General features: G+C 71.1%; 25 protein-coding genes. 15 read left to right on the forward strand and 10 right to left on the reverse strand.

Features of this window, described 5'->3' with window-relative positions:
• The first annotated feature begins 337 nt into the window (after positions 1-337).
• The 6 genes from OG295_RS15730 to pstB all read left to right on the forward strand — a co-directional run bounded on the left by OG295_RS15730 (position 338) and on the right by pstB (position 8,349).
• Complete coding sequence (locus OG295_RS15730; protein ID WP_371677451.1) at positions 338-2,707, forward strand: RNA degradosome polyphosphate kinase; 2,370 nt, start codon at positions 338-340, stop codon at positions 2,705-2,707.
• On the forward strand, positions 2,688-3,641 hold the full coding sequence (locus OG295_RS15735; RefSeq protein ID WP_371677452.1) for a CHAD domain-containing protein: 954 nt from the start codon (positions 2,688-2,690) through the stop codon (positions 3,639-3,641). Before OG295_RS15730 ends, OG295_RS15735 begins: the two co-directional genes overlap by 20 nt.
• A 561-nt stretch (positions 3,642-4,202) precedes the next feature.
• Positions 4,203-5,342 carry a phosphate ABC transporter substrate-binding protein PstS gene (gene pstS / locus OG295_RS15740; RefSeq protein ID WP_371677453.1) on the forward strand — a complete coding sequence of 380 codons (1,140 nt, stop codon included), beginning with the start codon at positions 4,203-4,205 and terminating at the stop codon, positions 5,340-5,342.
• Positions 5,343-5,470: 128 nt separating this feature from the next.
• Entirely contained in the window at positions 5,471-6,460 is a 990-nt protein-coding gene (gene pstC, locus OG295_RS15745) for a phosphate ABC transporter permease subunit PstC (RefSeq protein WP_371677454.1), read from the forward strand.
• Positions 6,460-7,542, forward strand: coding sequence for a phosphate ABC transporter permease PstA (gene pstA, locus OG295_RS15750; protein ID WP_371677455.1), 1,083 nt, complete (start codon positions 6,460-6,462; stop codon positions 7,540-7,542). Before pstC ends, pstA begins: the two co-directional genes overlap by 1 nt.
• Before the next feature lie 30 nt (positions 7,543-7,572).
• Positions 7,573-8,349, forward strand: coding sequence for a phosphate ABC transporter ATP-binding protein PstB (pstB, locus tag OG295_RS15755; protein WP_266840607.1), 777 nt, complete (start codon positions 7,573-7,575; stop codon positions 8,347-8,349).
• Between the two features lie 137 nt (positions 8,350-8,486).
• Here the strand turns inward: pstB and OG295_RS15760 are convergent, their stop codons facing one another.
• Both OG295_RS15760 and OG295_RS15765 read right to left on the reverse strand, forming a co-directional pair.
• On the reverse strand, positions 8,487-9,485 hold the full coding sequence (locus tag OG295_RS15760; RefSeq protein WP_371677456.1) for an anion permease: 999 nt from the start codon (positions 9,483-9,485) through the stop codon (positions 8,487-8,489).
• A 5-nt stretch (positions 9,486-9,490) separates the two neighbouring features.
• Complete coding sequence (locus tag OG295_RS15765) at positions 9,491-10,111, reverse strand: DUF47 domain-containing protein (protein ID WP_030240555.1); 621 nt, start codon at positions 10,109-10,111, stop codon at positions 9,491-9,493.
• A 196-nt stretch (positions 10,112-10,307) separates the two neighbouring features.
• On the opposite strand from OG295_RS15765, the gene OG295_RS15770 reads away from it, so the two are divergent.
• Positions 10,308-10,667, forward strand: a complete 360-nt coding sequence (locus OG295_RS15770) for a metal-sensitive transcriptional regulator (RefSeq protein WP_030240557.1) — start codon at positions 10,308-10,310, stop codon at positions 10,665-10,667.
• Positions 10,668-10,719: 52 nt separating this feature from the next.
• Here the strand turns inward: OG295_RS15770 and OG295_RS15775 are convergent, their stop codons facing one another.
• A complete protein-coding gene (locus tag OG295_RS15775; RefSeq protein ID WP_167456795.1) occupies positions 10,720-10,872 on the reverse strand; it encodes a hypothetical protein in 153 nt (50 codons plus the stop codon).
• Between the two features lie 147 nt (positions 10,873-11,019).
• Positions 11,020-11,880 carry a hypothetical protein gene (locus OG295_RS15780; RefSeq protein ID WP_371677457.1) on the reverse strand — a complete coding sequence of 287 codons (861 nt, stop codon included), beginning with the start codon at positions 11,878-11,880 and terminating at the stop codon, positions 11,020-11,022.
• A 186-nt stretch (positions 11,881-12,066) separates the two neighbouring features.
• Between OG295_RS15780 and OG295_RS15785 the strand changes: the two genes are divergently transcribed.
• Both OG295_RS15785 and OG295_RS15790 read left to right on the forward strand, forming a co-directional pair.
• Complete coding sequence (locus tag OG295_RS15785; protein WP_371681428.1) at positions 12,067-12,240, forward strand: hypothetical protein; 174 nt, start codon at positions 12,067-12,069, stop codon at positions 12,238-12,240.
• A gap of 240 nt (positions 12,241-12,480) precedes the next feature.
• Positions 12,481-12,732, forward strand: coding sequence for a hypothetical protein (locus tag OG295_RS15790; RefSeq protein WP_371677458.1), 252 nt, complete (start codon positions 12,481-12,483; stop codon positions 12,730-12,732).
• Positions 12,733-12,884: 152 nt separating this feature from the next.
• Here OG295_RS15790 and OG295_RS15795 read toward each other — a convergent pair whose 3' ends face one another.
• The 5 genes from OG295_RS15795 to OG295_RS15815 all read right to left on the reverse strand — a co-directional run bounded on the left by OG295_RS15795 (position 12,885) and on the right by OG295_RS15815 (position 18,162).
• On the reverse strand, positions 12,885-13,583 hold the full coding sequence (locus OG295_RS15795) for a phosphatase PAP2 family protein (protein WP_371677459.1): 699 nt from the start codon (positions 13,581-13,583) through the stop codon (positions 12,885-12,887).
• A 201-nt stretch (positions 13,584-13,784) separates the two neighbouring features.
• Positions 13,785-14,804 carry an NlpC/P60 family protein gene (locus OG295_RS15800; RefSeq protein WP_030240565.1) on the reverse strand — a complete coding sequence of 340 codons (1,020 nt, stop codon included), beginning with the start codon at positions 14,802-14,804 and terminating at the stop codon, positions 13,785-13,787.
• A 59-nt stretch (positions 14,805-14,863) separates the two neighbouring features.
• Complete coding sequence (locus OG295_RS15805; RefSeq protein ID WP_371677460.1) at positions 14,864-16,615, reverse strand: protein kinase; 1,752 nt, start codon at positions 16,613-16,615, stop codon at positions 14,864-14,866.
• Between the two features lie 49 nt (positions 16,616-16,664).
• On the reverse strand, positions 16,665-17,459 hold the full coding sequence (locus tag OG295_RS15810; protein ID WP_371677461.1) for a thioesterase family protein: 795 nt from the start codon (positions 17,457-17,459) through the stop codon (positions 16,665-16,667).
• A gap of 94 nt (positions 17,460-17,553) precedes the next feature.
• Positions 17,554-18,162, reverse strand: a complete 609-nt coding sequence (locus tag OG295_RS15815; protein ID WP_266840593.1) for a LysE family transporter — start codon at positions 18,160-18,162, stop codon at positions 17,554-17,556.
• Between the two features lie 86 nt (positions 18,163-18,248).
• Between OG295_RS15815 and OG295_RS15820 the strand changes: the two genes are divergently transcribed.
• Complete coding sequence (locus tag OG295_RS15820; RefSeq protein ID WP_371677462.1) at positions 18,249-19,079, forward strand: pentapeptide repeat-containing protein; 831 nt, start codon at positions 18,249-18,251, stop codon at positions 19,077-19,079.
• A 226-nt stretch (positions 19,080-19,305) separates the two neighbouring features.
• Here the strand turns inward: OG295_RS15820 and OG295_RS15825 are convergent, their stop codons facing one another.
• Positions 19,306-19,851, reverse strand: coding sequence for a hypothetical protein (locus tag OG295_RS15825; protein ID WP_371677463.1), 546 nt, complete (start codon positions 19,849-19,851; stop codon positions 19,306-19,308).
• Positions 19,852-20,243: 392 nt separating this feature from the next.
• On the opposite strand from OG295_RS15825, the gene OG295_RS15830 reads away from it, so the two are divergent.
• The 5 genes from OG295_RS15830 to OG295_RS15850 all read left to right on the forward strand — a co-directional run bounded on the left by OG295_RS15830 (position 20,244) and on the right by OG295_RS15850 (position 25,786).
• A complete protein-coding gene (locus OG295_RS15830; RefSeq protein ID WP_008742356.1) occupies positions 20,244-20,552 on the forward strand; it encodes a hypothetical protein in 309 nt (102 codons plus the stop codon).
• A gap of 102 nt (positions 20,553-20,654) precedes the next feature.
• Positions 20,655-21,479: a hypothetical protein gene (locus tag OG295_RS15835; protein WP_371677464.1), complete on the forward strand. Its 825-nt coding sequence runs from the start codon at positions 20,655-20,657 to the stop codon at positions 21,477-21,479.
• A 13-nt stretch (positions 21,480-21,492) separates the two neighbouring features.
• Positions 21,493-22,788 (forward strand): hypothetical protein, encoded by a 1,296-nt coding sequence (locus OG295_RS15840; RefSeq protein WP_371677465.1) that lies wholly within the window; start codon positions 21,493-21,495, stop codon positions 22,786-22,788.
• Positions 22,785-24,347 carry an SCO6880 family protein gene (locus tag OG295_RS15845; protein ID WP_371677466.1) on the forward strand — a complete coding sequence of 521 codons (1,563 nt, stop codon included), beginning with the start codon at positions 22,785-22,787 and terminating at the stop codon, positions 24,345-24,347. The genes OG295_RS15840 and OG295_RS15845 overlap by 4 nt, the downstream gene beginning before the upstream one ends.
• A gap of 20 nt (positions 24,348-24,367) precedes the next feature.
• A complete protein-coding gene (locus OG295_RS15850; RefSeq protein ID WP_371677467.1) occupies positions 24,368-25,786 on the forward strand; it encodes an ATP-binding protein in 1,419 nt (472 codons plus the stop codon).
• Positions 25,787-25,788 lie beyond the last annotated feature (2 nt).

Genomic DNA, 25,788 nt, shown 5'->3' on the forward strand with positions numbered 1-25,788 from the left:
GGACGGGCTGTCAAGGGTGGCCGAAGGCCATCGCGAAGCGACGCGACCGAAGGGAGCGCCCTTGACAGCCCGGCCCGACGCGGAAGGACGATGAGACTGACGGGAAACCCCCAAACCCTCCCTGACACGGACCAGCCAAAGTCCCGCCGCCCCCCGACCCCGCCCACCCTCACCCCCGCCCCGCCCCAGCCGTGCGCCAGCCGGAGCCAGGAAGCCATACGCCATTAACCGGGCATTAAGACGCGCTTGCCAGTCTCCGGACATGCAGCCCCGCCTCCGCCTGACGGCGGACACTTCCGACGCGCCTGTCCTCCCCCGTGCGCGGAAGAATGGAGACATGAGCCACCAGCCGAGCGCGAGCCCCGCGGGCCCCACCGAGGTCCCCGCCCAGCAGCCGTCCCGCAACGCCGCCACCACCGGCCCCACCGGCCCCTCCGATGCCGCGGCCCCCGCGTCTGCCCTCACCCGGCCGTCCGTCGCGCAGACACCGGCGCAGGCCAAGGCCGAGGCCCAGGCGCAGACGGCCAGGACGAGGGCACGCCTCGGCTCCATAGCCGCGCACCGCCCCCACGCGGCGGACCTCGATCCCGACCTCGACGCCGATCTCGACGCCTACGAGGACAGGGACGACAGCGGCGAGCTGCCCGCGAACCGCTTCCTCGACCGCGAACGCAGCTGGCTCGCCTTCAACGAGCGCGTCCTCGAACTCGCCGAGGACCCGGCCACCCCGCTGCTGGAGCGCGCGAACTTCCTGGCGATCTTCGCGAGCAACCTCGACGAGTTCTTCATGGTCCGCGTCGCCGGCCTCAAGCGCCGCATCGCGACCGGCGTCGCCACCCGTTCGGCCTCGGGCCTCCAGCCCCGTGAGGTGCTGGACCTGATCTGGACCCGCTCGCGCGAGCTCATGGCCCGGCACGCCGCCTGCTACCAGCAGGACATCGCCCCGCAGCTCGCCGAGGAGGGCATCCACCTCATCCGGTGGCCCGACCTCACCGAGAAGGAGCAGGCCCGCCTCTTCACCCTGTTCCGCAACCAGATCTTCCCGGTGCTCACCCCGCTGGCCGTGGACCCCGCGCACCCGTTCCCGTACATCTCCGGCCTGTCGCTGAACCTGGCCGTCGTCGTGCGCAACCCCGTCAGCGGCCACCGCCACTTCGCCCGCGTCAAGGTCCCGCCGCTCCTGTCCCGCTTCCTGGAGGCCTCCCCGCAGCGCTACGTCCCGCTGGAGGACGTCATCGCCGCGCACCTGGAGGAGCTGTTCCCCGGCATGGAGGTGCTCGCGCACCACATGTTCCGCGTGACCCGCAACGAGGACCTCGAAGTGGAGGAGGACGACGCCGAGAACCTCCTCCAGGCCCTGGAGAAGGAACTCATGCGGCGCCGCTTCGGCCCGCCGGTGCGCCTGGAGGTCGAGGAGTCCATCGACCCCGGCGTCCTGGACCTCCTCGTCCAGGAACTGAAGATCTCCGCCGCCGAGGTGTACCCGCTGCCCGGCCCGCTCGACCTGACGGCCCTCTTCGGGATCTCCTCCCTCGACCGGCCCGAGCTCAAGTACCCGAAGTTCGTCGCCGGCACCCACCGTGACCTCGCCGAGGTGGAGTCCGCGTCCGCGCCCGACATCTTCGCCGCGCTGCGCGAGCGCGACGTGCTGCTCCACCACCCGTACGACTCCTTCTCCACCTCCGTGCAGGCCTTCCTGGAACAGGCCGCCGCCGACCCGGACGTCCTCGCGATCAAGCAGACGCTGTACCGCACCTCGGGTGACTCCCCGATCGTCGACGCCCTGATAGACGCCGCCGAATCCGGCAAGCAGGTCCTCGTGCTCGTCGAGATCAAGGCCCGCTTCGACGAGCAGGCCAACATCAAGTGGGCGCGCAAGCTGGAGGAGTCCGGCTGCCACGTGGTCTACGGCCTGGTCGGCCTCAAGACCCACTGCAAGCTCTCGCTCGTCGTCCGCCAGGAGGGCGACACCCTGCGCCGCTACAGCCACGTCGGCACCGGCAACTACCACCCCAAGACCGCCCGCCTGTACGAGGACCTCGGCCTGCTCACCGCCGACCCGCAGGTCGGAGCGGACCTCTCCGACCTGTTCAACCGGCTGTCCGGCTACTCCCGGCGCGAGACCTACCGCCGTCTGCTGACCGCCCCCAAGTCCCTGCGCGACGGACTCGTCTCGCGCATCGAGAAGGAGGCCGACCACCACCGGGCCGGCCGCCCGGCGTCCGTCCGCCTCAAGATGAACTCGATCGTCGACGAGGCCCTCATCGACTCCCTGTACCGGGCCTCCCGGGCGGGCGTCCCGGTCGACATCTGGGTCCGCGGCATCTGTGCCGTACGGCCCGGGGTCCCGGGGCTGTCGGAGAACATACGGGTCCGCTCGATCCTCGGCCGCTTCCTGGAGCACTCCCGGGTCTTCGCCTTCGGCAACGGCGGCGAGCCCGAGGTGTGGATCGGCAGCGCCGACATGATGCACCGCAACCTCGACCGCCGCATCGAGGCACTGGTCAGGGTCACCGACCCCGCCCACCGCGCGGCCCTGGACCGGATGCTGGAGACGGGCATGTCCGACGCCACCTCCTCCTGGCACCTGGGACCGGACGGCGAATGGACCCGGCACAGCACCGACGCCGAGGGCCAGCCGCTGCGGCACGTTCAGGAGATGCTCATAGACGCCCGGAGGCGCCGGCGTGGCTCAGCCAAACCATGACCCGACCGCAGGTGACGTGCTCGGCGCGTACCTGCGCTCCCAGGCCACCGCGTTCCTGCGGGGGTTGCGCGTGCACGAGGAAAGCGGGTCCGACGCGGCGGAAAGCAGCGAGGCGGCGCGCGGCCTGCGGGGGGCCGCGCGCCGTATCGCGGGGTCGCTGGGCACGTTCCGGGTGGTGACCGAGTCGGCGTGGGCGGACTCCCTGCGCACCGAGCTCGTCTGGCTCTCCTCCACCCTGGCCGACGAGCACGCGTACGCCGCCCGGCTGTCCCGCCTCATGGAGGCCCTGCAACGGCTCTCCGCGTCGCCCGAGGTCCCGGTGCCCCGCGGCAACGGGACCTCCGCGGGGGCCCTCACCGTGGGCTCCGCGCGCGCGGGCGCCCTGCTGGAGCGCCAGCTCACGCTGGCGCGCACCCGCGCCCACTCCGCGACCCTCCACGCGCTCGGCTCCTCCCGCTTCCACGCGGTCGCCGACGCCGTCGCCGTGCTGGCCTCGGAGGTGCCGCTCGACGCGGTCGCGGCGCGGGGCCGGGTGGAGGAGGTCCTGGTGCCGCTCGCGGCGGTCACCGAGGACCGGCTGGGCACGGCCGTCGCCGCCCTGCCCGACACCGGCGAGAGCACCCCGTACTCGGCGCACGCGGACGGCTCCTGGCACGAGGTGCGCCGCCTGTTGCGGGTCCACCGGTACGCGCGGGAGGCGCTCGGCGGGGACGTGACCCGGCTCGCGGCGGCGGGCCGGGCGCTGGACGTGCACCGCGACGCCTCCGAGGCCGCCACCGCCTCGGCGACGGCCGCCCGCACGCCCCGGATCGCCCCGGCCACGGCCTACGCCCTGGGCGTCCTCCACGCCGACCAGCGCCACGCGGCCCTGGCGGCCCGCCTCTCGTTCCACCACATCTGGCACCCGGTCCCCACGGCCTCCACGGCCTCCTGACGCCCCCGGCCCCCGCCCCGCCCGCCCGGATCCGGGCGGGCGGGCCCGACACGGGCCGGCACGCCCCGGGCCGGGCGGGGCAGGCGAAACGGTGGAAGGGTGGATGAAGGACCCTTGTGCGCAGGGGCCCCTCCGCACTGCGGACGTCACCGAACGGCGGACGCCACCACACCACAGGCGTCACCGCACCACGGGCATCACCGAACGGCGGACGTCACCGCACGGCGGACCTCACCGCACCGGTCCCCGCCCCAGCGGCGGCACGGCGAATTCCGGCCACCCCCACCGGCGGCCCGAGAAGGTCACGGCGGGATAACGGGCGGATAACGCCCGATTGCGCCCAGGTACAAACCACCCCAACCGCACCGGGCCGTCCGCCATGGTTCACCGTCCGTTCACCAACCCCCGTCGACCGCTTCACCTGTTCTGCCTAATTTCAGTACCGCACGGTGCGAGCCGCTGGAAAAAGCAGGGCACCCGCACCACACGACCCGTAGTCCTCTTCGCACGCCGCCCCGATACAGAAAGCGGCCGGCGGCTTCTGGAAGGAACTCCCGAAAAGTGAAGCTTCAGCGCAAGAACATGCTTCGTGCCTCCGCCCTCGGGGCGCTTGTCGTGTCCGGCGCCCTGGTCCTCACGGCGTGCGGCTCGGACGACAACACGAAGACCGACGCCGGTGGCACCACGAAGGCCTCCGCCCCGGCCCCGGGTGACGTCAAGTGCGACGGTGCCAAGGGCAAGCTCCTCGCCTCCGGCTCATCCGCGCAGAAGAACGCGGTCGACCTGTGGGTGAAGAACTACATGGCCGCCTGCTCCGGCGTCGAGGTGAACTACAAGTCCTCCTCCTCCGGCGAGGGCATCGTCGCCTTCAACCAGGGCACGGTCGGCTTCGCGGGCTCGGACTCCGCGCTGAAGCCCGACGCCGTCGAGGAGTCGAAGAAGGTCTGCACCGGCGGTCAGGGCATCGACCTGCCGATGGTCGGCGGCCCGATCGCGCTCGGCTTCAACGTCGCCGGTGTGGACAAGCTGAACCTGGACGCCGCCACGATCGCCAACATCTTCAACGACAAGATCAAGAAGTGGGACGACGAGGCGATCAAGAAGCTGAACCCCGGCGTCACGCTTCCCTCCACCGCGATCCAGGCGTTCCACCGCTCCGAGGACTCCGGCACCACCGAGAACCTGGGCAAGTACCTCAAGGCCGCCGCTCCCGACGCCTGGACGTACGAGGCCGCCAAGAAGTGGCCGGCCCCCGGTGGCCAGGCCGCCTCCGGCTCCGCCGGTGTCGCCTCGCAGGTCAAGGCCGTTGACGGCGCGATCGGCTACTTCGAGCTCTCCTACGCCAGCTCGCAGAACATCAAGACCGTCGACATCAACACCGGCGCGGCCGCCCCGGTGAAGGCCTCCTCCGAGAGCGCCTCCAAGGCCATCGCCGCCGCCAAGATCGCCGGCACCGGCTCCGACCTGGCGCTGAAGCTCGACTACACCACCAAGGCCGAGGGTGCGTACCCGATCGTCCTGGTGACGTACGAGGTCGTCTGCGACAAGGGCAACAAGGCCGAGACCCTGCCGACCGTGAAGTCCTTCCTGAACTACACCGCCTCGGACGCGGGCCAGAAGGTCCTCTCCGACAACGGCTACGCGCCGATCCCGGCCGAGATCATCACCAAGGTCCGCGACGCCATCAACTCGCTGTCCTGAACCACTGAGCCTCGGGGCCCGGGCCGATCCCGTCCGATCGGCCCGGCCCGGAGGCCCCTCCCCTCCACCCAGGGGATCCGGTGCACCGCCGCCAGGGGGCATTGCCCCCCACCAAGACCGGAAAGACCATGGTTTCCACCACACCCACGCAGATAGACCAGGCTCCGCCGGTCACCAAGAGCGGAAGGTCCACCGGCCGCGCCGGTGACAAGATCTTCGCGGGGCTCTCCAAGGGCTCCGGCATCCTGCTCCTGGTGATCATGGCGTCGATCGCCGGTTTCCTCACCTACCGCGCCTCGATCGCCCTGTCGAAGAACGAGGGGAACTTCCTCACCACCTTCGACTGGAACGCGTCGGCGAACCCTCCCGTCTTCGGCATCGCCGTCCTGCTCTTCGGCACCGTCGTCAGCTCGATCATCGCGATGGCCATCGCGGTTCCGATCGCGGTCGGCATCGCCCTCTTCATCTCGCACTACGCGCCGCGCAGGCTGGCCGCCCCCATCGCGTACGTGGTCGACCTGCTGGCCGCCGTGCCCTCGATCATCTACGGCATCTGGGGCGCCCTCTTCCTGGTGCCGCAGCTGAACGGGCTGAACCTCTGGCTCGACGAGTACCTCGGCTGGACCTACGTCTTCGACAAGACCCAGGTCGGCGTCGCCCGCTCGCTCTTCACCGTCGGCATCCTGCTCGCGATCATGATCCTGCCGATCGTGACCAGCGTCAGCCGCGAGGTCTTCCTCCAGGTCCCGCGCATGAACGAGGAGGCCGCCCTGGCCCTCGGCGCGACCCGCTGGGAGGTCATCCGCATGTCGGTGCTGCCCTTCGGCCGCTCCGGCGTCATCTCCGCCTCGATGCTCGGCCTCGGCCGCGCCCTCGGCGAGACCATGGCCGTCGCCACGGTCCTCTCCCCGAGCTTCCTGATCTCCGGCCACATCCTCGACCCGGGCGGCGGCACGTTCGCGCAGAACATCGCCGCGAAGTTCGACGAGGCCAACGAGTTCGGCCGCGACGCCCTGATCGCCTCCGGCCTGGTGCTCTTCCTGCTCACCCTGCTGGTCAACGGCGCAGCCCGGCTGATCATCGCCCGACGCAAGGACTTCTCGGGGGCGAACGCCTGATGAGCCACGCACTCCAGGACCAGCGGCCGGCCCCGGCCCACAAGTCCGCCGCCCCCGCCCGCCTGACCCGCGGCGGCCTGCCCCGCTGGGCCCCGGCCGGCATCGCGGCCCTCTCGATCGCCCTCGGCTGCGGCATCGGCGCCGTCGCCGGCCTCGACAGCAAGGTCCAGTGGGGCCTGATCGCCTCGATCCTGTTCGTCGTGATCACGTACACCGCCAGCGCGGTGGTCGAGAACCGCCGCCAGGCCAAGGACCGGATCGCGACCTCCCTCGTGTGGGTCTCGTTCGTCCTCGCGGTCATCCCGCTGCTCTCGCTGATCTGGATCACCGTCAGCCGGGGCCTGAAGGCGTTCAGCGCCGACTTCCTCACCCACTCGATGAACGGCGTCACCAGCTTCGATCCGGGCGGCGGCGTCTACCACGCGCTGCTCGGCACCATCGAGCAGGTCGCCCTGGCCGCCCTGATCGCCGCGCCGATCGGCCTGCTGACCGCCGTCTACCTGGTCGAGTACGGCAAGGGCAAGCTCGCCAAGGCCGTGACCTTCTTCGTCGACGTCATGACCGGCATCCCCTCCATCGTCGCGGGCCTGTTCATCCTGACGACCTGGAACCTGGCGCTCGGCTTCGGCCCCTCCGGCTTCGCCGGCGCGATGGCCCTGTCGATCCTGATGATGCCCGTCGTGGTCCGCTCCACCGAGGAGATGCTCAAGCTCGTCCCGAACGAGCTGCGCGAGGCCGCCCTCGCCCTCGGCGTACCGAAGTGGCGCGTGATCCTGAAGGTCGTGCTCCCCACCGCCATCGGCGGCATCGCCACGGGCCTGATGCTGGCCGTCGCCCGCATCGCCGGCGAGACCGCCCCGATCATGCTCCTGGTCTTCGGCACCCAGCTGATCAACGGCAACCCCTTCGAAGGTGCTCAGTCCTCGCTCCCCCTGTACATCTGGGAGCAGTACAAGGTCGGCAGTGACGCCTCCTACGACCGGGCATGGGCCGCAGCGCTCGTCCTGATCGCCTTCGTCATGATCCTCAATCTGGTGGCCCGCGGCATCGCCCGCTGGAAGGCCCCGAAGACCGGTCGCTGACGCGACCCCCTGAAAGCGAAGTGACCCCTCATGGCGAAGCGAATCGACGTCAGCGGACTGTCCGCCTTCTACGGCACCCACAAGGCCATCGATGACATCTCGATGACCGTGGAGCCGCGCTCCGTGACCGCCTTCATCGGCCCCTCCGGCTGCGGCAAGTCCACCTTCCTGCGCACCCTGAACCGCATGCACGAGGTCACCCCCGGCGGCCGTGTCGAGGGCAAGGTGCTGCTGGACGACGAGAACCTCTACGGCACCGGCGTGGACCCCGTCGCGGTGCGCCGCACGGTCGGCATGGTCTTCCAGCGCCCGAACCCGTTCCCCACCATGTCGATCTTCGACAACGTGGCGGCGGGCCTGCGCCTGAACGGCCGCTACAAGAAGTCCGAGCTGACCGACATCGTGGAGAAGTCCCTCCAGGGCGCCAACCTCTGGAACGAGGTCAAGGACCGTCTGAACAAGCCGGGCTCCGGCCTCTCCGGCGGCCAGCAGCAGCGCCTGTGCATCGCCCGCGCCATCGCGGTCGAGCCCCAGGTCCTGCTGATGGACGAGCCCTGCTCGGCCCTGGACCCGATCTCCACCCTCGCCATCGAGGACCTGATCGGCGAGCTGAAGGAGCGCTTCACGATCGTCATCGTGACGCACAACATGCAGCAGGCCGCCCGCGTCTCGGACCGCACCGCCTTCTTCAACCTGGCCGCCGTCGGCCAGCCGGGCAAGCTGATCGAGATCGACGACACGGACCGGATCTTCTCCAACCCGTCCGTCCAGGCGACCGAGGACTACATCTCCGGCCGCTTCGGCTAGACCGGACCAGACCTCATGCGGCTCCGCCGCGTGACCCGCACGTCCTGCGGTGCTGCATGGCGGTGCCACCGCAAGGCGAAAGAAAAGGGCCGGCTCCCCCTGGGTGGGGGGAGCCGGCCCGCTTTCGTACCCGCGCGCTACACGAAGGCGAGGTCCACGATCCAGAAGCTGAGCGCCGCCACCAGGGCGGCGGCCGGCATGGTGATGAACCAGCCCAGGATGATGTTCTTGGCCACGCCCCAGCGGACCGCGTTGACGCGCTTGGTCGCGCCCACGCCCATGATCGCCGAGGTGATCACGTGGGTGGTGGAGATCGGCGCGTGGTAGAGGAAGGCTGAGCCGAACATGATCGAGGCACCGGTGGTCTCCGCCGCGAATCCCTGCGGCGGGTCCAGCTCGATGATCTTGCGGCCGAGGGTGCGCATGATGCGCCAGCCGCCCGCGTAGGTGCCCAGCGACAGCATCACGGCACAGACGATCTTGACCCAGATCGGGATCGGCGCGCCCGCGTCCTGCACGTCGGCGATGACCAGGGCCATCACCACGATGCCCATCGTCTTCTGGGCGTCCTGGAGGCCGTGGCCCAGCGCCATGCCGGCCGCCGACACCGTCTGCGCTATGCGGAAGCCGCGCTTGGCCTTGTGCGGGTTGGCCCGGCGGAACATCCACAGGATGGTGACCATGACCAGGTAACCGACGATGAGGCCGACCACCGGGGAGAGGAACATCGGGATGACGACCTTGTCGAGCACCCCGGACCAGATGACCTCGGTCCCGCCGGCCAGGGCCGCGCCCACCATCCCGCCGAACAGCGCGTGCGAGGAGGACGAGGGCAGGCCGAAGTACCAGGTGATCAGGTTCCAGACGATCGCGCCGACCAGAGCCGAGAAGAGGATCCACATGCCCCGGTTGCCGTGGGGCGTCTCGATCAGGCCCTCACTGACCGTCTTGGCCACGCCACTGCCCAGGAAGGCACCGGCGAGGTTCATCACCGCGGCCATCGCCAGCGCCGCGCGCGGCGTCAGGGCCCGCGTCGAGACGGAGGTGGCGATCGCGTTCGCCGAGTCGTGGAAGCCGTTCGTATAGGTGAAGCCGAGCGCGACACCGATGGTCACGATCAGAGCAAAGGTGTCCACGTGGTTCAGGACTCCTTGACCGCGATGGTCTCCACCGTGTTCGCGACGTGCTCGAACGCGTCGGCGGCCTCTTCCAGCACATCGACGATCTGCTTCAGCTTCAGCACCTCGATGGCGTCGTACTTGCCGTTGAAGAGCTGGGCGAGCAGCTTGCGGTGGATCTGGTCCGCCTGGTTCTCCAGCCGGTTGACCTCGATCCAGTACTCGGTGAGGTTGTCCATGGTCCGCAGGTGCGGCATGGCCTCCGCGGTCAGCTCGGCCGCCCGCGCCAGCACCTCGATCTGCTGCTCGACGCCCTTGGGGAGCTCCTCCACGTTGTAGAGGACGACCAGGTCGACGGCCTCCTCCATGAAGTCCATGATGTCGTCGAGGCTCGACGCGAGGTTGTAGATGTCCTCACGGTCGAACGGCGTGATGAAGGAGGAGTTCAGCTGGTGGAAGATCGCGTGCGTCGCGTCGTCCCCCGCGTGCTCCGCCGCCCGCATCCGCTCCGCGATCTCGGCCCGGGCGGAGGGATCCGCTCCGAGCAGTTCCATCAGGAGCTTGGAGCCCGTGACGATGTTGTCCGCGGATGCGGCGAACATGTCGTAGAAGCTCGTCTCCCTGGGGGTCAGACGAAATCGCACGTGAGGTCCTCGGGGTGCATTGGATTCGGTCAGGCTGATGCTAGGCGCATCCCCCGGCCACGGCTAACCGGCACGGTTCCCCAGTGTCCTCCATCGGGCACAGTGGGCGGGACGAACCCCTGTCCCTCGGACCGGGGCGAAGTACCCTATACCCATGAGGGGTATGTATCCCTCATTCCGGACCACGGGAGGACCCATGACGACCATCGAGGCGGAGGGCTCCGGAGCCGAGACGGGCACCGCCCCCGGCACCCTGACCCACGAGGGCGGAGCCGTTCACGGCTACCACCACCAGAAGGACGAGCATCTCAAGCGGCTGCGCCGCATCGAGGGCCAGATCCGCGGCCTCCAGCGGCTCGTCGACGAGGACGTCTACTGCATCGACATACTCACGCAGGTCTCGGCGAGCACGAAGGCCCTCCAGTCCTTCGCCCTCCAACTGCTGGAGGAGCACCTGCGCCACTGCGTCGCGGACGCGGCCGTCAAGGGCGGCACCGAGATCGACGCGAAGGTGGAAGAGGCCACGAAGGCCATCGCCCGCCTCCTGCGCACCTGACCCCCGGCGGCGGCGCCGCACCCGCGGCTCCGCCGGGAACCGGAAACAGGCACTAAAGACAGATGCCCATCAGGACCTCGTCGATCCGGTCCTGACTCAGTCGTTCCTCCACGGCCGTCGAGGCCGCGATGATCAGCTCACCGCACAGCTCGATCTCGGCGAGTGCCACGTGGTCCTGCACCGTCGTACCGCCCGCGGGAGTCACGCGTGTCACCTCTCTCTGCCGCCCTCGCCCGTCGGCGCTCGGCCTCCCAGCGTAGGGACCGCACGTCGTTCCGCGCATGACACGGATGGACCATTTCCGGATAGCGGGGTCATGGCCCGGACGCACCGTCCGGGCCCGCCGGACCGGCTACTCGGCGATCTTCCCGTCATAAATGTCCGCGCTTGCGGGCAATACGACGGTCACCGGCGTGCCGAACCCGTACAGCAGCGTGGTCGAGGAGACATCGATCACGCCATTCTTGACGTACGTGAAACGGTGCCTGACCTGCCGCAGGCGCCCCTCCTCGTCCAGGTAGGCGTCGAAGGGCACGCTGTCCTTGCTGAACCCTTTCGCCGCCGCCTCCAGGGCCCCCTTGACCCCCGGCGAGGCGCTCTGGGCCGCCCGCCCGATGTCCGTCGTACCCCGGTAGTGCCGCACCTTGGTGCCCGACACCTCGGTGACCCCCACGTACGTCACCTCCTGCGCGCCGCGCAGCAGCTCGGCGGCGGCCAGCGGATCGGTGGCCCCGCCCGTGACGAGGTTCCCGTCGGAGAGGGCGGCCGTGTCGAGCCGCACCCACTTGTCGTCGGGCACCCCGGCGCCCCGGTTCTTCATGTAGAGCGCGCCGGGGACGAGCAGCTCGGTGATGGGGCGGTGCTCGGGCTTGCCGGTCACGTCGGCGGGGAGCATCACCAGCAGCTGCCCCATCCGCTTCCTGAAGTCGACGCCGCCCTCGCCGCGGATGGTGACCCGGGTGCCGCCGGTGGCCATCTCCATGGCCGTACGGGCCTGGGCGCTGCCGGTGGCCACGAGTGCGTCGGCGGCCCCGCGGACGGCCGCGCCGGGATCCCCCGGCGGCCGGTCGTCGCCGGCCGCCGCCGCGGTTCCGGTTCCCGTACCGCTCGCGGCACCGCATCCGCCGAGGGCGGCGACGGTCAACGCCACGCAGACCGCGAGCACCGCCCTGCCCGCACGCCTTCGCCGCCGCCTGTGCTGGTGCACCACCATCGCCTGCCAACCCCCAACGCGTGACCGCTGTTTGCCCGAGGCCCCCACCCGCTCCGGTTAACGAGGTCCGGGGTTTCCCGTCACGGCCGGGGAGTGGCCGAGACCCGTACCGGGCCCGGTCCGACCGGGTACCGTGGGGACGTGGATCCGCACACCCAGGCGACTCAGGTCCCTCCGTTTACCGCCGTGCCAGCTCCGCGTCACCCCGTGGAGTCCGCGCAGCCGACGCCCGGCCACATCACCAGCACCGCGGAACGCGGCTCCTTCTGTCTGGCCGTCTGCAGCTGCGGATGGACCGGGCCGGCCCGCCGCTCCCGCGACCTGGCCCGCAGGGACGCCACCCGGCACACCGCGGACTAGACCCGGGCCCGGGTGCGGGCGCTGGCGCGGCGGGCCCGGCACGATGCGGGACCCGGAGCGGGTGCGAGCCCGGAGCGGGTACGGGCCCAGCGCGGGTACGGGCCCAGCGCGGGTACGGGCCCAGCGCGATGCGGGGCCCGGAGCGGTGCGGGCCCCGGCGCGGTCGCCCCGCGTCCGGGTGTGTCGCCCGTTCGGACGGCCCGGGTGGCCGGGTGACCCGGGACCGGCTGCCCTGGAGTCATGCCAGGTACCGCACCCCGCCTCGCGGCCCTCCTCTGGGCCCTGCTGATCGCGCTCACCCCGGCCGCGGCGGCCTGGGCCCGTCCCGTGGGCACGGCGGACGGCCCGGGCGACGTGGCACTGGCGATCGGGGTCACCACCGCCGCGGCCGTGGCCACCGGCCTGTGGCTGCGGTCCCGCTACCGCCGTGACGACCCGGAGGATTCCGGCGCGGGCCACGGGGACGGGGGCGCCGGGGACGGCGACCGGTGAGTCCCCGCCCCCGGCCCCGGCCGGCCGCGGTGCGGCTGTGCTTCGGGGCGGCGGTGCTGTGCCTGCTGGCAGCGGTCCTGCTCGCGCTGTGGAACTCGTACGCGGGCTGACCGCGCCCGCGCCCGCTCCCGCCACTCCCGCCGCTGCCCCCGCTACGCGGCGAGGTCGCTCTCGGCCGGCCGCTGCGCGAGCTCCACCGGCCGGGCCACGACCCGTTCCCCGGCCCTGACGAGCCGCCCCGCCCGCGGGGCGCGCGCGAGCGCCCGTACCAGCGGGGTCAGCGCGGCCATGGCGAGGGGCGCGAGGAGCAGCACGACGGCGGTGCCGAGCGCGAACCCGCCGATGACGTCGGTCGGGTAGTGCACACCGAGGTAGACCCGGCACACCCCCTCGGCGAGCGCGAGCCCGATCCCGACGAGCCCGAGCCGACGGTTCGCCAGGAACACCCCGACGCCGAGGGCCATCATCAGGGTGGCGTGGTCGCTGACGAAGGAGTACCCGGCTCCCGGCCCGCCGGCCATCCCGCCGAGCACCTCGAGCCCCTCGTGCTGGACGAAGGGCCGCGGGCGCGCCACGAACCCGCGCAGCGGAACGTTCACGAGCAGCGCGAGGGCGGCGGCGAGCGGTGCCCAGACGAGCGCGGCGAAGGAATCGACGGCCGTCGTCTCGTCCTGCCGCCGGGCCCCGCGCCAACACCACAGCACCAGCAGGACCATGGCCAGCGGCAGCCCGTACCCGCCGACGAGCGCGACGCCCCGGTCGAACCAGCCCGGGGCGTGCCGGGCCAGGGCGTTGATCTCGTACAGCAGGCTGACATCCACATTCGGCCCACCTGTTGTGAGTCCAGCCATGCGACGCGGCCCCTTGCTTGCCTAGGTCCCCTGTGGGCGCACGCCGGTGTGCGCCCCTCCAAACCCCCCGCCGATCAAGTCTCGTGTTCATGGAACGCCCGTTCTGGCAGGTACGTTCCACCCTCCACCGAATGATCACTCCAACGTTATCCAAGAGTGATTCGCCGACGCAGCTCAAGGCCTGCGGTTCACGGAGTGTCGCTAGGCCGCCGGAGTGGCGGCCGCCCGCTCCGGAAGGGCCGCGGCCCCGTCCTTGGTCACCCGCGTGGCACCGAAGTAGTCGGGAGTGTCGATCTTGTCGAAGCGGATGACCGCGCCGGTGTACGGGGCGTTGATCATGTACCCGCCGCCCACGTACATGCCGACGTGCCGGATCTCCCGAGAGTTCGTCAGATCGTCGGAGAAGAACACGAGATCACCGGGCAGCAGTTCCGCCCGCGAGGGGTGCGAACCGGCGTTGTACTGGTCGTTGGCCACACGCGGCAGCTCGATCCCCACGGTCTCGTACGCCGCCTTGGTCAACCCGGAGCAGTCGAACCGCCCGTTCTGATCGGGCGTCCCGTTGCCACCCCACAGATAGGGCGTCCCGAGCTGCTTCTGCGCGAAGTAGATGGCCCCGGCGGCCTGCTGCGACGGCGCCACCCGGCCGACGGGCCGGGCGAAGCTCTTCTCCAGGGAACGGATGGCCTTCACGTAGCCCTGGGTCTCGGTGAGCGGTGGCACGCCCCCGGCCTTGATGACCCGGTAGGGACCGGCGTTGTAGGCGGCGAGCATATTGTCCGATGCGTCTCCTGGCACTCCCGCGACGTCCTTGGCCAGTTGGCAGTCGTACGAGGCGGCCGAAGGGATCGCGTCCTTGGGATCCCAGATGTCCCGGTCACCGTCGCCGTCGCCGTCGATTCCGTACGTGGCCCAGGTCTCCGGGATGAACTGGGCGATACCGCGCGCGTCCGCGTGGCTGACCACATCGGGCTTCCAGTTGCTCTCGGTGTACAACTGGGCCGCCAGCATGGCCGGATTGAGCGCGGGGCACAGGTTTCCCCACTTCTCCACCAACGGCTGGTAGATCGCCGGAACCGCCCCTTTGACCAGCGCCACGGCGCCCTGCCTGCCGCCCTTCGTGAGACCCGCCGCCGCCGAGTACGTGCCGACGACCAGCAGCGCGACGAAGGCCAGGCACACGCCGATCCCGATCCCGCTTGCCACCCAGAATTTGCGCACCCGTCAACACTGCCGCATAACAGGTCGCCTGACAGTGCATTCATCAGTCTGTCTTGACGTTATTTCACCGGAAAGCCGGTGCAGTAGAGGCTGCTGTATTCCCTGAGGCCCCGGACTCGATAGAAGAGCACGGTCCAGTCGCCCGGATCGTTGGCCACCGGGATGGCCGGGAAGTGCCTCGTGTTCCCGCCGTTGTCCACGAGCTGTGTGGCGAAGTCGTCCGGGTAGGTCAGGTAGACGCCGCCGTCGGAGGTCTTCTGGGTGAGGTCGATCGGCTTGCTGGTGTAGCCGATGCTGCGGTTGTAGTCACGGACGTTCTCGAACGGCCGCTGGGTCGTCGAGTCGATCTCGTGCGGCGGCTTGACGCCGACGGAGACGAGGTAGGGCCCCTTTTCCTGATGATATGGCTTCAGCATCACATGGATCTTGACCTTGCCCGCGACCGCCTTCGCGTTGGGGTCGGCGGCGTCCACCGCGGAGCCCACCAGGTACTGCGCCCGCTCCTCCGGCGGCAGGTTGCAGCTCCCCTCACCGGGCGCGGTGCCGGTCCACAGGTCCCGGGACACCGTCGCGGGCTCGATGTGATCCGGCACGGACCCGGAGCCTCCGGTCGGTCCGGACGAGGCCGGGCCCGGGGCCGGGTCCGACGCCTGCGGCCCCGAGGGCGAGGAGGCCGTACCGCTGGGCGCGCCCTGGCCCGCCGGCGTGGCCCCACCGGACGGCGGTCCGCCCGCCCGGGCACCATGGCCGTCCTCCTTGTCCTGGAGCAGCAGGTACCCGCCCGTCCCGAGCCCGCCCACCAGCAGGCCCGCCACGACCGCCACCGCCCAGCGGGGCACGGCCCGCGTCCGCTCCGTGGCGGGCGGGGTCGCGGGCACGTACGTCGGCACGTAGCCCGGAGTGCCTGCGGGCAATCCCGGCCCGATGGTGGACGGCAGCGTCCCCGGGACCTGGCCCGTACCGCCCGCGGTCGCCGTGAGCGAGGCGTAGACCGGGTCGTCGACCAGCGCCGAGTCCACCGCGCAGCGGCGGATGATCTCGGCGAGGGCGGGCCGGCCGCCCGGCTCCGCCACCACGCAGGCCTGGATCAGCTCGGCCAGCTCGGGCTCCACGCCCGCGACGTCGATCTCCCCGTGCACGGCGCGGAAGTTGACCGTCGTCGGATCACCGGTGCCGTACGGGGCCCGCCCCGTGGCCGCGTAGGCGATCGTGGCACCGAGGGCAAAGATGTCGGCGGCGTCCGCGGCCTCACCCCGCAGCAGCACCTCGGGGGCCGTGTAGCCCGGGGTGCCGGGAGCGGAGCCGGCCTGCGTCAGAGCCGTCTCGGCCACGCCCTTGGCGATGCCGAAGTCGATGAGCTGGGGCCCCTGTGCGCCCAGGATGACGTTCTGCGGCTTGAGGTCCCGGTGCGTGACCCCGTACGCGTGCACGCTCGCCAGCCCCTCCGCCAGCGCGGCGAACAACCTGCGGCAGGCGGCGGCGGGCAGGGCCCCGAACTCGCGCACCGCGTGGCTGAGCGTGGGCCCGGCCACGTACTCGGTGGCGAGCCAGTACGGCGGCGCCGCCAGCGACGCGTCGATCAGGTTCGCCGTGTAGGCGGAGCGCACCGCGCGGACCGTCTCCGCCTCCCGGCGGAACCGCGCGAGCGCCTCCGGGTGCCCGGTGATCTCCTCTTTGATCACCTTGATGGCCACCAGGCGACCGCCGGGCGACCGCCCGAGGTACACCTGCCCCATGCCCCCGGCCCCCAGCCGGGCCAGCAGCGTCTGCGCCCCTATATGGGCCGGGTCGTTGTCTCTCAGCGCCTCCACCCGCACGAGAGTGCCATACGGACTGTGCTGGCCCACAAGGGGATTGGCTTCAGCGCTCCGCGACGAACAGGCTCTGCGCCCCCCGCCCGATCGGCCCCTTCTCGTCGTGCAGCCGGGCGTCGGCCAGGCCGATGCCCGCCGCGTCCACGCTCGTCCGGGACTCCACGCAGACCCACTCCCCCACCGGGTGCCGGTGCACGTGCACGGTGAGGTCGCCGTTGACGAACACGAACCGGCCGAAGTCCATGACCGCGCTGATGCCGTTGCCCGAATCGGCGGCCACCAGCACCCGGTCCAGCGGCCGGACCTCCTCCCCCGCCACCAGCGGCACCCTCATCCGCATCCAGCAGGTCCCCGGCCCCGGCTCCGTGAAGGACCCGTCCGTGAACCGGGCCTCCACCGAGGAGTGGTACCCCTTCTCCCACGGCACCGGGAAGAACGGCGACGCCACCGCCTCCCCCGGAGTCGGCACCACCGCCCCCGGGACCACCGCCGGCACCGGCTCCCCCGCCACCCGGATCCGCAGCGCCCGCGCCAGCATCACCGGCCCGGAACCGCCCTCGGGCGTCAGGGCCGCCTCGACCAGCTCGGTGTTGCGGCCCGCCCGCAGCACGCTCGTGGTGATCTCCAGTCCGCCGATCGGCACCGGCCGCAGGATCTCGTACGTGACGCGCGCGATCCGCATGTCCTCCCGCGCGCCCGCCCGCTCGTCGATCTCCCGCGCCAGCAGCGCGGCCGGCGGCCCGGCGTGCTGCGAGCCCGCGTCCCACGGCCCGCGCGTGGCCTCGCCCGCCACGAACCGCCCCGCACCGATCCGCTCGTAGAACCCGTCCTCAGCGTCCATGACGCTGCACGCTACCCACAGGTAACTCCGGGCACCAGCCCCTCGCCGCCGGCCGCCGCGCCCCGCTCCCGCCCAGCGCCGGCCGAGTGCCCGCTCAGCGCGCGAAGCCCAGCCCCACACCCAGCCCCACCAGCACCGAACCGATCGCCCGGTTCAGCGCCTTCTGCGCCTTCAGCATCCGGTCGCGCAGCCGCGAGTCCGAGAAGAACAGCGCCACCGCCCCGAACCACACCAGGTGCGCGGCCGACATGAACAGCCCGTATCCCACCTGCTGCCACGCCGACGTCCCCGGATCGACGACCTGCGTGAAGGTCGACACCACGAACAGCGTCGTCTTCGGATTCAGCACGTTCGTCAGGAACCCGGACCGCAGCGCACCCAACGGGCTCAGCCCCGGCTTCGACTCCAGGTCCACGGTCAGCCCGTCCGGCGCCCGGAAGGTACGGATCCCGATCCACACCAGGTACGCGGCACCCGCCAGCTTGATCGCCGTGAACAGGGCGGTCGACGAGGCGATCAGCAGACCGACGCCCAGCATCGTGTACGAGACGTGCACCAGCACGCCGGCCGCGACCCCGGCCGCCGCGAACAGCCCGGTGGGCCGGCCGTACAGGTAGCTGTTCCTGACCACCATGGCGAAGTCCGCCCCCGGACTGATCACCGCGAGCAGGGTGATGACTGCAACTGCGATCACTTCTGTCATGTACAGATGCTCACCGCCCCCGCCCTGCGGATCAAGGCACTCCGGCCGCGAACCCGTCGCCCCGTCCCTCCGGTCACAATGGAGGGGTGTCCACCACCGCCCGCCCCGCGCACCCCCCGCTCCCCGTCCTGCAGGCCGACTGCGGCAACTGCTTCGCGTTGTGCTGCGTCGCCCTGCCCTTCGCCAAGTCCAACGACTTCGCCGTGAACAAGTCCGCCGGGACCCCCTGCGGGAACCTCCGGCAGGACTTCCGCTGCGGCATCCACACCCGGCTGCGCGACCAGGGCTTCCAGGGATGCACCGTCTTCGACTGCTTCGGGGCCGGACAGCAGATCTCCCAGGTCACCTTCGGCGGCCGCGACTGGCGCGCACACCCCGAGACCCGGGCCGAGATGTTCGAGGCCTTCCCCGTCATGCGCCAGCTGCACGAGCTGCTCTTCTACGTGGCCGAAGCGCTCGCCCTCCCCGCCGCGGCCCCCGTCCACCAGGACCTGCGCACGGCCCTGGCCCGGACCGAGGCCCTCACCCGGGCCGACGCCAAGGAGCTGACCGGCCTCGACGTGGGCACCCTGCGCCAGGACATCAACCCCCTCCTCCTCAAGGCGAGCGAGCTGGTGCGCGCCAAGGCCCCGGGCCGCCGCAAGAACCACCGCGGCGCCGACCTGATGGGCGCCCGCCTCGCGGGAGCCGACCTGCGCGGCGCCAACCTGCGCGGCGCCTACCTGATCGCCGCCGACCTCGGCCGCGCCGACCTGCGCACCGCCGACCTGATCGGCGCCGACTTCCGCGACACGAACCTCCGCGGGGCCGACCTGCGCGACGCCCTCTTCCTGACCCAGGCCCAGCTGAACGCCGCCCGGGGCGACGCCGCCACGCGCATCCCCCCGTCCCTCACCCGCCCGTCCCACTGGCAGTAGGCCGGGCGCCGCGGCGCCGTACCCGACCCCTGGCCCCTGACCCCTGACGCCCGGCGCCCGGCGCCCGCCGTGCGCGCGTGCGCCCCTCGCGCTCCCACCCGCCCTTGTCCCCGTACGGTGAGCGACCCAACCGGAAGATGACGCTCCGCTACGGGGTCACCCCGCCAAGCGGCGCCGCGCCCGGCCCCGACTCCGGTCACGGCGCCGCACCCCGGGACGGCCGGCGTCAGTAGGGCCGGACCACGGCCGTCCAGCCCAGCGTGCAGACCAACGCCGTCGTGCACGAGTTCTCGTAGATGTCCCCGCCCGTGGTGAGCACCTTCACGTACACCCGCGGACCGCCCACCCGCACCGACACCCCGCACGCGTCGCGCGGGAAGCCCGGCGTCCTGGCCCGCGTCAGGTCCTGCCAGTGGTAGGGGGCCGTCGGCGTGGCCCTCGCCCCGACGTACGCCCTCCCCCGGCTCAGCACGGCACTGAACTCCGAGGCCCCCGGCCCCGAGGCGGTGTCGACGTCCGCACACGGCCCGTGCGGCCCGGCCGGACCCCGGTCACCCTTCGGCCCCTTGGGCCCGCGCGGCCCGGTGCACCCCCCGCCCGTGAAGGCCCGGCCGTCGCCCTTCCCGCACCCGTACCCGTACGCGTACCCGTACTCCGGCCCGGCCTCCGCGGCCGCCGCCCGCACCGGTACGGCCACCAGCCCGCACAGCAACGCCACGGCCACCCCGGCGGCCAGCCGGGCCCTGCGGCCCGGCTCCATCGCGGAACCCATCAGGCCCCTCCTCACATGTCACGTCGTCAGGTCGTCAGGCCGTCACGGCCAACGACCGCGAGCCTCCCCCCAACCCGCCGCAAAGATGGAAAGACTGACGGAATGTCGGACAAATATCAGCGGGACGGCCCAACGACACGCGCCCCACTGCGCCGAACGGCCGCCCCTCACCCGGCCCCGCGCACGCCGGGCCGACAATCATTGCCCGGGGTCACCCACCGTGATACACAGAGTGACCAGGTCAGGGCGCGCGGGAGGGGCGCACGCCGGGAGATCGGGTAAAGAGAGCCGCCAAGTCGACGACGGCGGCGGTTTCATCAGCGAAGATAGTGCGTGACCCCTGCCGTCGGGCACGGGCTACCGGAACTACCCATACAGGGGCGGTGAGTTACATGATCCTGGCAGCCGAAAAGGGCGACATCACCACCATCATCGGCGGAATCGCCCCGAACTGGGGGCCGTTCGGCAGTCTCGGCAACGAAGCGAAGGTCATGATCGAGGTGGTCATGGCCGTAGCGATCCTCCTCTGCCTCGGCATCGCCATCTGGGGCGCGGCCAAACAGCGCATCGGCGCGACCGCACTGCGCGACACCTTCAGCGCGGAACAGGGCAAGGGCCTGATCGTGGCCGGCCTCACGGGAGTCTTCATCATCGGCTCCCTCGGCACCCTCTTCACGATCGTCTACGGAATGGCCGTCTAGCCGGAACGGCGCGGCCGGCCGCACCCTGATGACGAATCACCACACCGCGCCTGAGCGGGAACGAGCGCTACCGTCGTACGACGCGGAGGGGGCGGACACGCAATGAGCAACGACGACCATTACGGCGGCGGCGACGTCGGCGGCACGGGCCAGACCCGCACCCGCCTCCCCGACTCCCCCTCCGACCCCTACGGCACCCCCCGCCGCACCCCCCGCGCCTCCCGCGGCCTGGTGACGGTGGTCGGCGTCGTGGTCCTGCTCGTCGCCGCCATCGCGTTCGCGAACCAGTCCTCGGACTCCCCGGGCGGCGACACCTCCTCGGACAAACCCCCGACCACCACGTCCACGGCCCCGACGGGCACGTCCCCGGTCACCACCAAGACCGCAGGCATCCCGAAGGGCTTCGCCCACGACGAACAGGGCGCACAGTCGGCGGCGGCGAACTACGCCACCGTGATGGGCTCCGACGGAATGTTCAAGAAGGACACCCGGCACGCGATCACGGACTCTGTCTACACGCCCGAGGCAGCCAACCGGCTCAAGGAGCCCCAGGACGCCGCCTACTCGACGGCGTTCCTCTCCAAGCTCGGGCTCGATGCCAACGGCAACCCGCCACAAGGGAACACCTTCATCAGCCGCACCGTGCCCGTCGGCACCCGCGTGGACGGCTACTCGGCGACGACGGCAAAGGTCTCGGTCTGGGCGACGGGCCTGATCGGCATGTCCGGCGAGAAGTCCACCGACCCGGTCCGCACCACCTGGAAGACATGGACCTTCGAGCTCGCCTGGTCCGGCGAGGACTGGAAGGTCACCGCCGACAGCCAACAGGACGGCCCGGCCCCGGTCCCCGGCGACGTCGCCGCCTCGTCCGCCGACGACATCAGCAAGGCCACCAAGGAGTTCGGAGGGTTCACCTATGCCCGCTAGCCTCCGGCTCCGGATGGCCGGAATCATCGCATCCGTCCACCTGGCCGTCGTAGCACTGGCCACCCGTGCCTACGCCGCGCCCACCCCGCCGGCTTCCCCGTCACCCAGCCCCTCGGCGACAAAGCGGGCGAACGAGGACTGCAAACTCCTCATCGGGTCGGCCAAGGACTACTGCGAGAAGGGTGACGGTGCCACGGACGGCTCCAAGCCCGGACTCACCAACGACCCCACCGACGCCCTCAACCCCCTGGCCTCCCTGGCCAAGGGCTGCGCCGACGCCGCCGCCTGGATCGTCAACAAGCTCAGCGAAGCCGTCAAGGGCACCGCCAACGTCGACTTCACCAACCCCGCCTTCCTCAAGCAGTACGCCGTCGTCTTCGCCGCCTCCACCATCCTCACCCTCGTCCTCTGGCTCCTCGCCGTGGCCAAGCGCGCCATCCGCGGCGTCCCCCTCACCACCGCCCTCTCCGAAGCCATCGGCTTCCTCTGGCTCACGGTCCTCGCCTCCGCCTTCACCCCCCTGATCCTCTACACCGTCGTCTCCGCCACCGACGGCGTCACCGAGGTCATCGCCTCCGCCACCGGCAGCCAGACCGACGTCTTCTTCGGCTCCTTCTCCGAAGCCCTCAAGAAGGGCAGCGACATCGGCGGCGGCCCGATCATGCTGGTCGTCGTCGCCCTCGTCACCGTCCTCGCCGCCGGAGTGCTCTGGCTGGAGCTCGTCATCCGCGCCGCCCTGCTCTACGTCGGCGCCCTCCTCGGCACCGTCGTCTACGCCGGACTCGTCGACCGCAACATGTGGGGCCACGTCCGCCGCTGGGCCGGCATCATGATCGCCGTCATCCTCGTCAAGCCGGTCATCGTCATCGTCCTCGGCCTCGCCGGGGCCCTCGCCGGCGAGAAGGGCCCCGACGCCTTCTCCGCCGTCGTCTCCGGCCTCGCCATCATCCTCCTGGCGATCTTCGCCTCCGCGATGATCTACCGCTTCGTCCCCGGCTTCGGCGACGAGATCGCCTCCGCCCGCAGCAACCGCTCCAAGGCCACCGACGGCGCCCAGGCCGCCGCCGTCATCAGCTCCCCGGCCTCCCTCGTCTCCCAGGGCATCAAGACCCACAGCAGCCGCGGCGGCGGTGCCCACCGCGCCTCCGGCGGCTCCACCGGAGGCGACGCCAACCAGATCTCCGGAGGCATGGCCGCCCACAGCAGCCGCGGCTCCGGCAGCGGGTCCGGCGGCGGAACCGTCCCCTCCGCCGCGCCCCCGCCCCGCACTGGCTCCAGTACGAGGAACACAGGAGGTGACGGGCGTTGACGACCCAGTCCCACCAGCTCCACCCGATCGCGCCCCGCCGCACGTATCTCATCGGCCGCGCCAGGCCGAACGCGATCGTCGGCAAGAACCGCGAAACCGGCGAGATCGCCCTGATCATCGTCGGCGCGTTCTTCGGCATGATGAGCGGACTGCTCGTCCCCGACCTCACCCTGCGCATCGTGAGCCTCGCCGGCTTCCCCATGCTCGCCCTCGCCGCCGTGTACGTCCCCTACAAGGGCCGCACCTTCTACCGGTGGTTCGAGATCAGCCGCAGCTACAAGCGCACCCTGCGCCGCGGCACCACCTACCGCTCGCCCGCCATGGAATCCGGCACCCGCGCCGCCGACGGCCGCGAGGTCGAGGTCGGCCCGCCCCCCGGCATCGGCCGCATCAACTGGCTCGCCGCCCCCTTCGGCCCCGACGAGATCGCCGTACTCCTCCACGCCGACCGCCGCACCGTCACCGCCGCCATCGAGATCGAGGGCCCCGGCGTCGGCCTGCGCGACAGCGAGGACCAGGAAGCCCTCGTCGACCGCTTCGGCACCCTCCTCAAGCACGTCGCCAACGGCGACGGCTTCGTCACCCGCCTCCAGATGCTCGCCCGCACCCTCCCCGCCGATCCCGACGCCCACGCCAAGGACGTCGCCCAGCGCGGAGACACCCAGGCCCCCGGCTGGCTGCGCGACTCCTACGACCAGCTCCAGTCGATGGTCTCCACCTCCTCCGAGCAGCACCGCGCCTACCTCGTCGCCTGCATGCACTTCACCCGCGACCTGGCCGCCGAAGCCGTCGCCATCGCCCGCGCCTCGACCCCCCACAAGGGCCGCAAGCTCGACCGCGACGCCGGCCTCGCCATCGTCATGGCCCGCGAACTCACCGACATCTGCGCCCGCCTCGCCGAGGCCGACATCCGCGTCCGCCAACCCCTCGGCCAGGGCCGCCTCTCCTCCCTCGTGCACTCCATGTACGACCCCGACCACCCCATCGACCACATCCAGGCCATGACCAAGCGCAACGCCTGGCCCGCCGAACTCGACGCCGTCGAACCGACCTACCTCCAGGCCAAGACCCGCGAGTCCTCCACCCGCGCCCCCTGGTGCCACGCCACCGCATGGGTCAAGGAATGGCCGATGACCCCGGTCGGCGTGAACTTCCTCGCCCCCCTCCTCGTCCACACCCCCGACGTGATCCGCACGGTCGCCGTCACCATGGACCTGGAACCCACCGAAGTCGCCATCGAGCGGATGCTCACCGAGAAGACCAACGACGAGGCCGACGCGAGCCGCGCCGCCAAGATGAACCGCACCGTCGACCCGCGCGACATCGCCGCCCACGGCCGGCTCGACCAGAGGGGTGAAGATCTGGCCAGCGGCGCTGCCGGAGTCAACCTCGTCGGGTACATCACGGTGTCCTCGCGTTCACCGGAAGCCCTCGCCCGCGACAAGCGCACCATCCGCGCCTCCGCCGGCAAGTCCTACCTGAAGCTCGAATGGTGCGACCGCGAGCACCACCGCGCCTTCGTCAACACCTTGCCGTTCGCCACCGGCATCCGACGCTAGCTGGAGGGAACGGCCGCCCCATGCGAGATCCCATGTCCGCCCTGACGGACGCCTTCACCAGCTTCCTCTTCGGCAAGGTCGAAACCACCCGCCTGCCCGTACGCACCTCCACCGGCCAGGCACAGGCCGTCTACCTGCCCACCGCGGCCCCCGGCCTCGGCGACTCCGGCGTCATCATCGGCCGCGAGGTCTACAGCGGCAAGGGCTACATCTACGACCCCTTCCAGCTCTACGGCCAGCAACTCCCCGCCCCCCACTGGCTGGTCCTCGGCGAATCCGGCAACGGCAAGTCGGCGCTCGAAAAGACCTACGTCCTGCGCCAGCTCCGCTTCCGCGACCGCCAGGTCGTCGTCCTCGACGCCCAGGGCGAGGACGGCGTCGGCGAGTGGAACCTGATCGCCCAGCAGCTGGGGATAACCCCCATCCGCCTGGACCCCATCGCCGCCAACGACGACGGGATCCGCCTCAACCCCCTCGACCCGGCGATCACGACGACCGGCCAGCTCGCGCTGCTCCGGACCATCATCGAAGTCGCCATGGGCCACGGCCTCGACGAACGCTCCGGCTTCGCCCTCAAGGTCGCCCACGCCTACGTCGTGGACGCCATCCGGGACCGCCAGCCCGTCCTGACCGACATCGTGGAACAACTGCGCCACCCCGAAGCCGAATCCGCGCTGGCCATGAACGTCGACATAGACGACGTCCGGGCCTGGGGCCTCGACGTCGCCCTCGTCCTCGACCGCCTCGTCGACGGCGACCTGCGCGGCATGTTCGACGGCCCGACCACCGTCGGCATCGACCTCGACGCGCCCCTGATCGTCTTCGACCTCTCCCACATCGACCGCAACTCCATCGCCATGCCCATCCTCATGGCGATCGTCGGCGTGTGGCTGGAACACACCTGGATCCGCCCGGACCGGAAAAAACGGATCTTCCTGGTCGAAGAGGCCTGGCACATCATCAACAGCCCCTTCGTCGCCCAGCTGTTCCAGCGCCTCCTCAAGTTCGGCCGCCGCCTCGGCCTGTCCTTCGTCGCCGTCGTCCACCACCTCTCGGACGTCGTCGACGGCGCGGCCGCCCGCGAAGCCGCGGCCATCCTCAAGATGGCCTCGACCAGAACCATCTACGCCCAGAAGGCCGACGAGGCCCGCGCCACCGGCCGGGTCCTCGGCCTCCCCCGGTGGGCGGTGGAAATCATCCCCACCCTCACCCCCGGCATCGCCGTCTGGGACGTCAACGGCAACGTCCAGGTCGTCAAACACCTGATCACCGAAACCGAACGCCCCCTCGTCTACACCGACCGCGCGATGACCGAGTCCTCCACCCCCCAGCAGCTCCCCGAAGACCTGCTGGCCGCCGAACTCGAAGCGGAGGAACGCGCCCTGTACATCGAGCGCCAGCGGGGCGCCGGCCCCGGCTCGGCCGCCACGGTGGCCTGACC

The sequence above is a fragment of the Streptomyces sp. NBC_01276 genome (genome assembly GCF_041435355.1).
Taxonomy (GTDB): domain Bacteria; phylum Actinomycetota; class Actinomycetes; order Streptomycetales; family Streptomycetaceae; genus Streptomyces.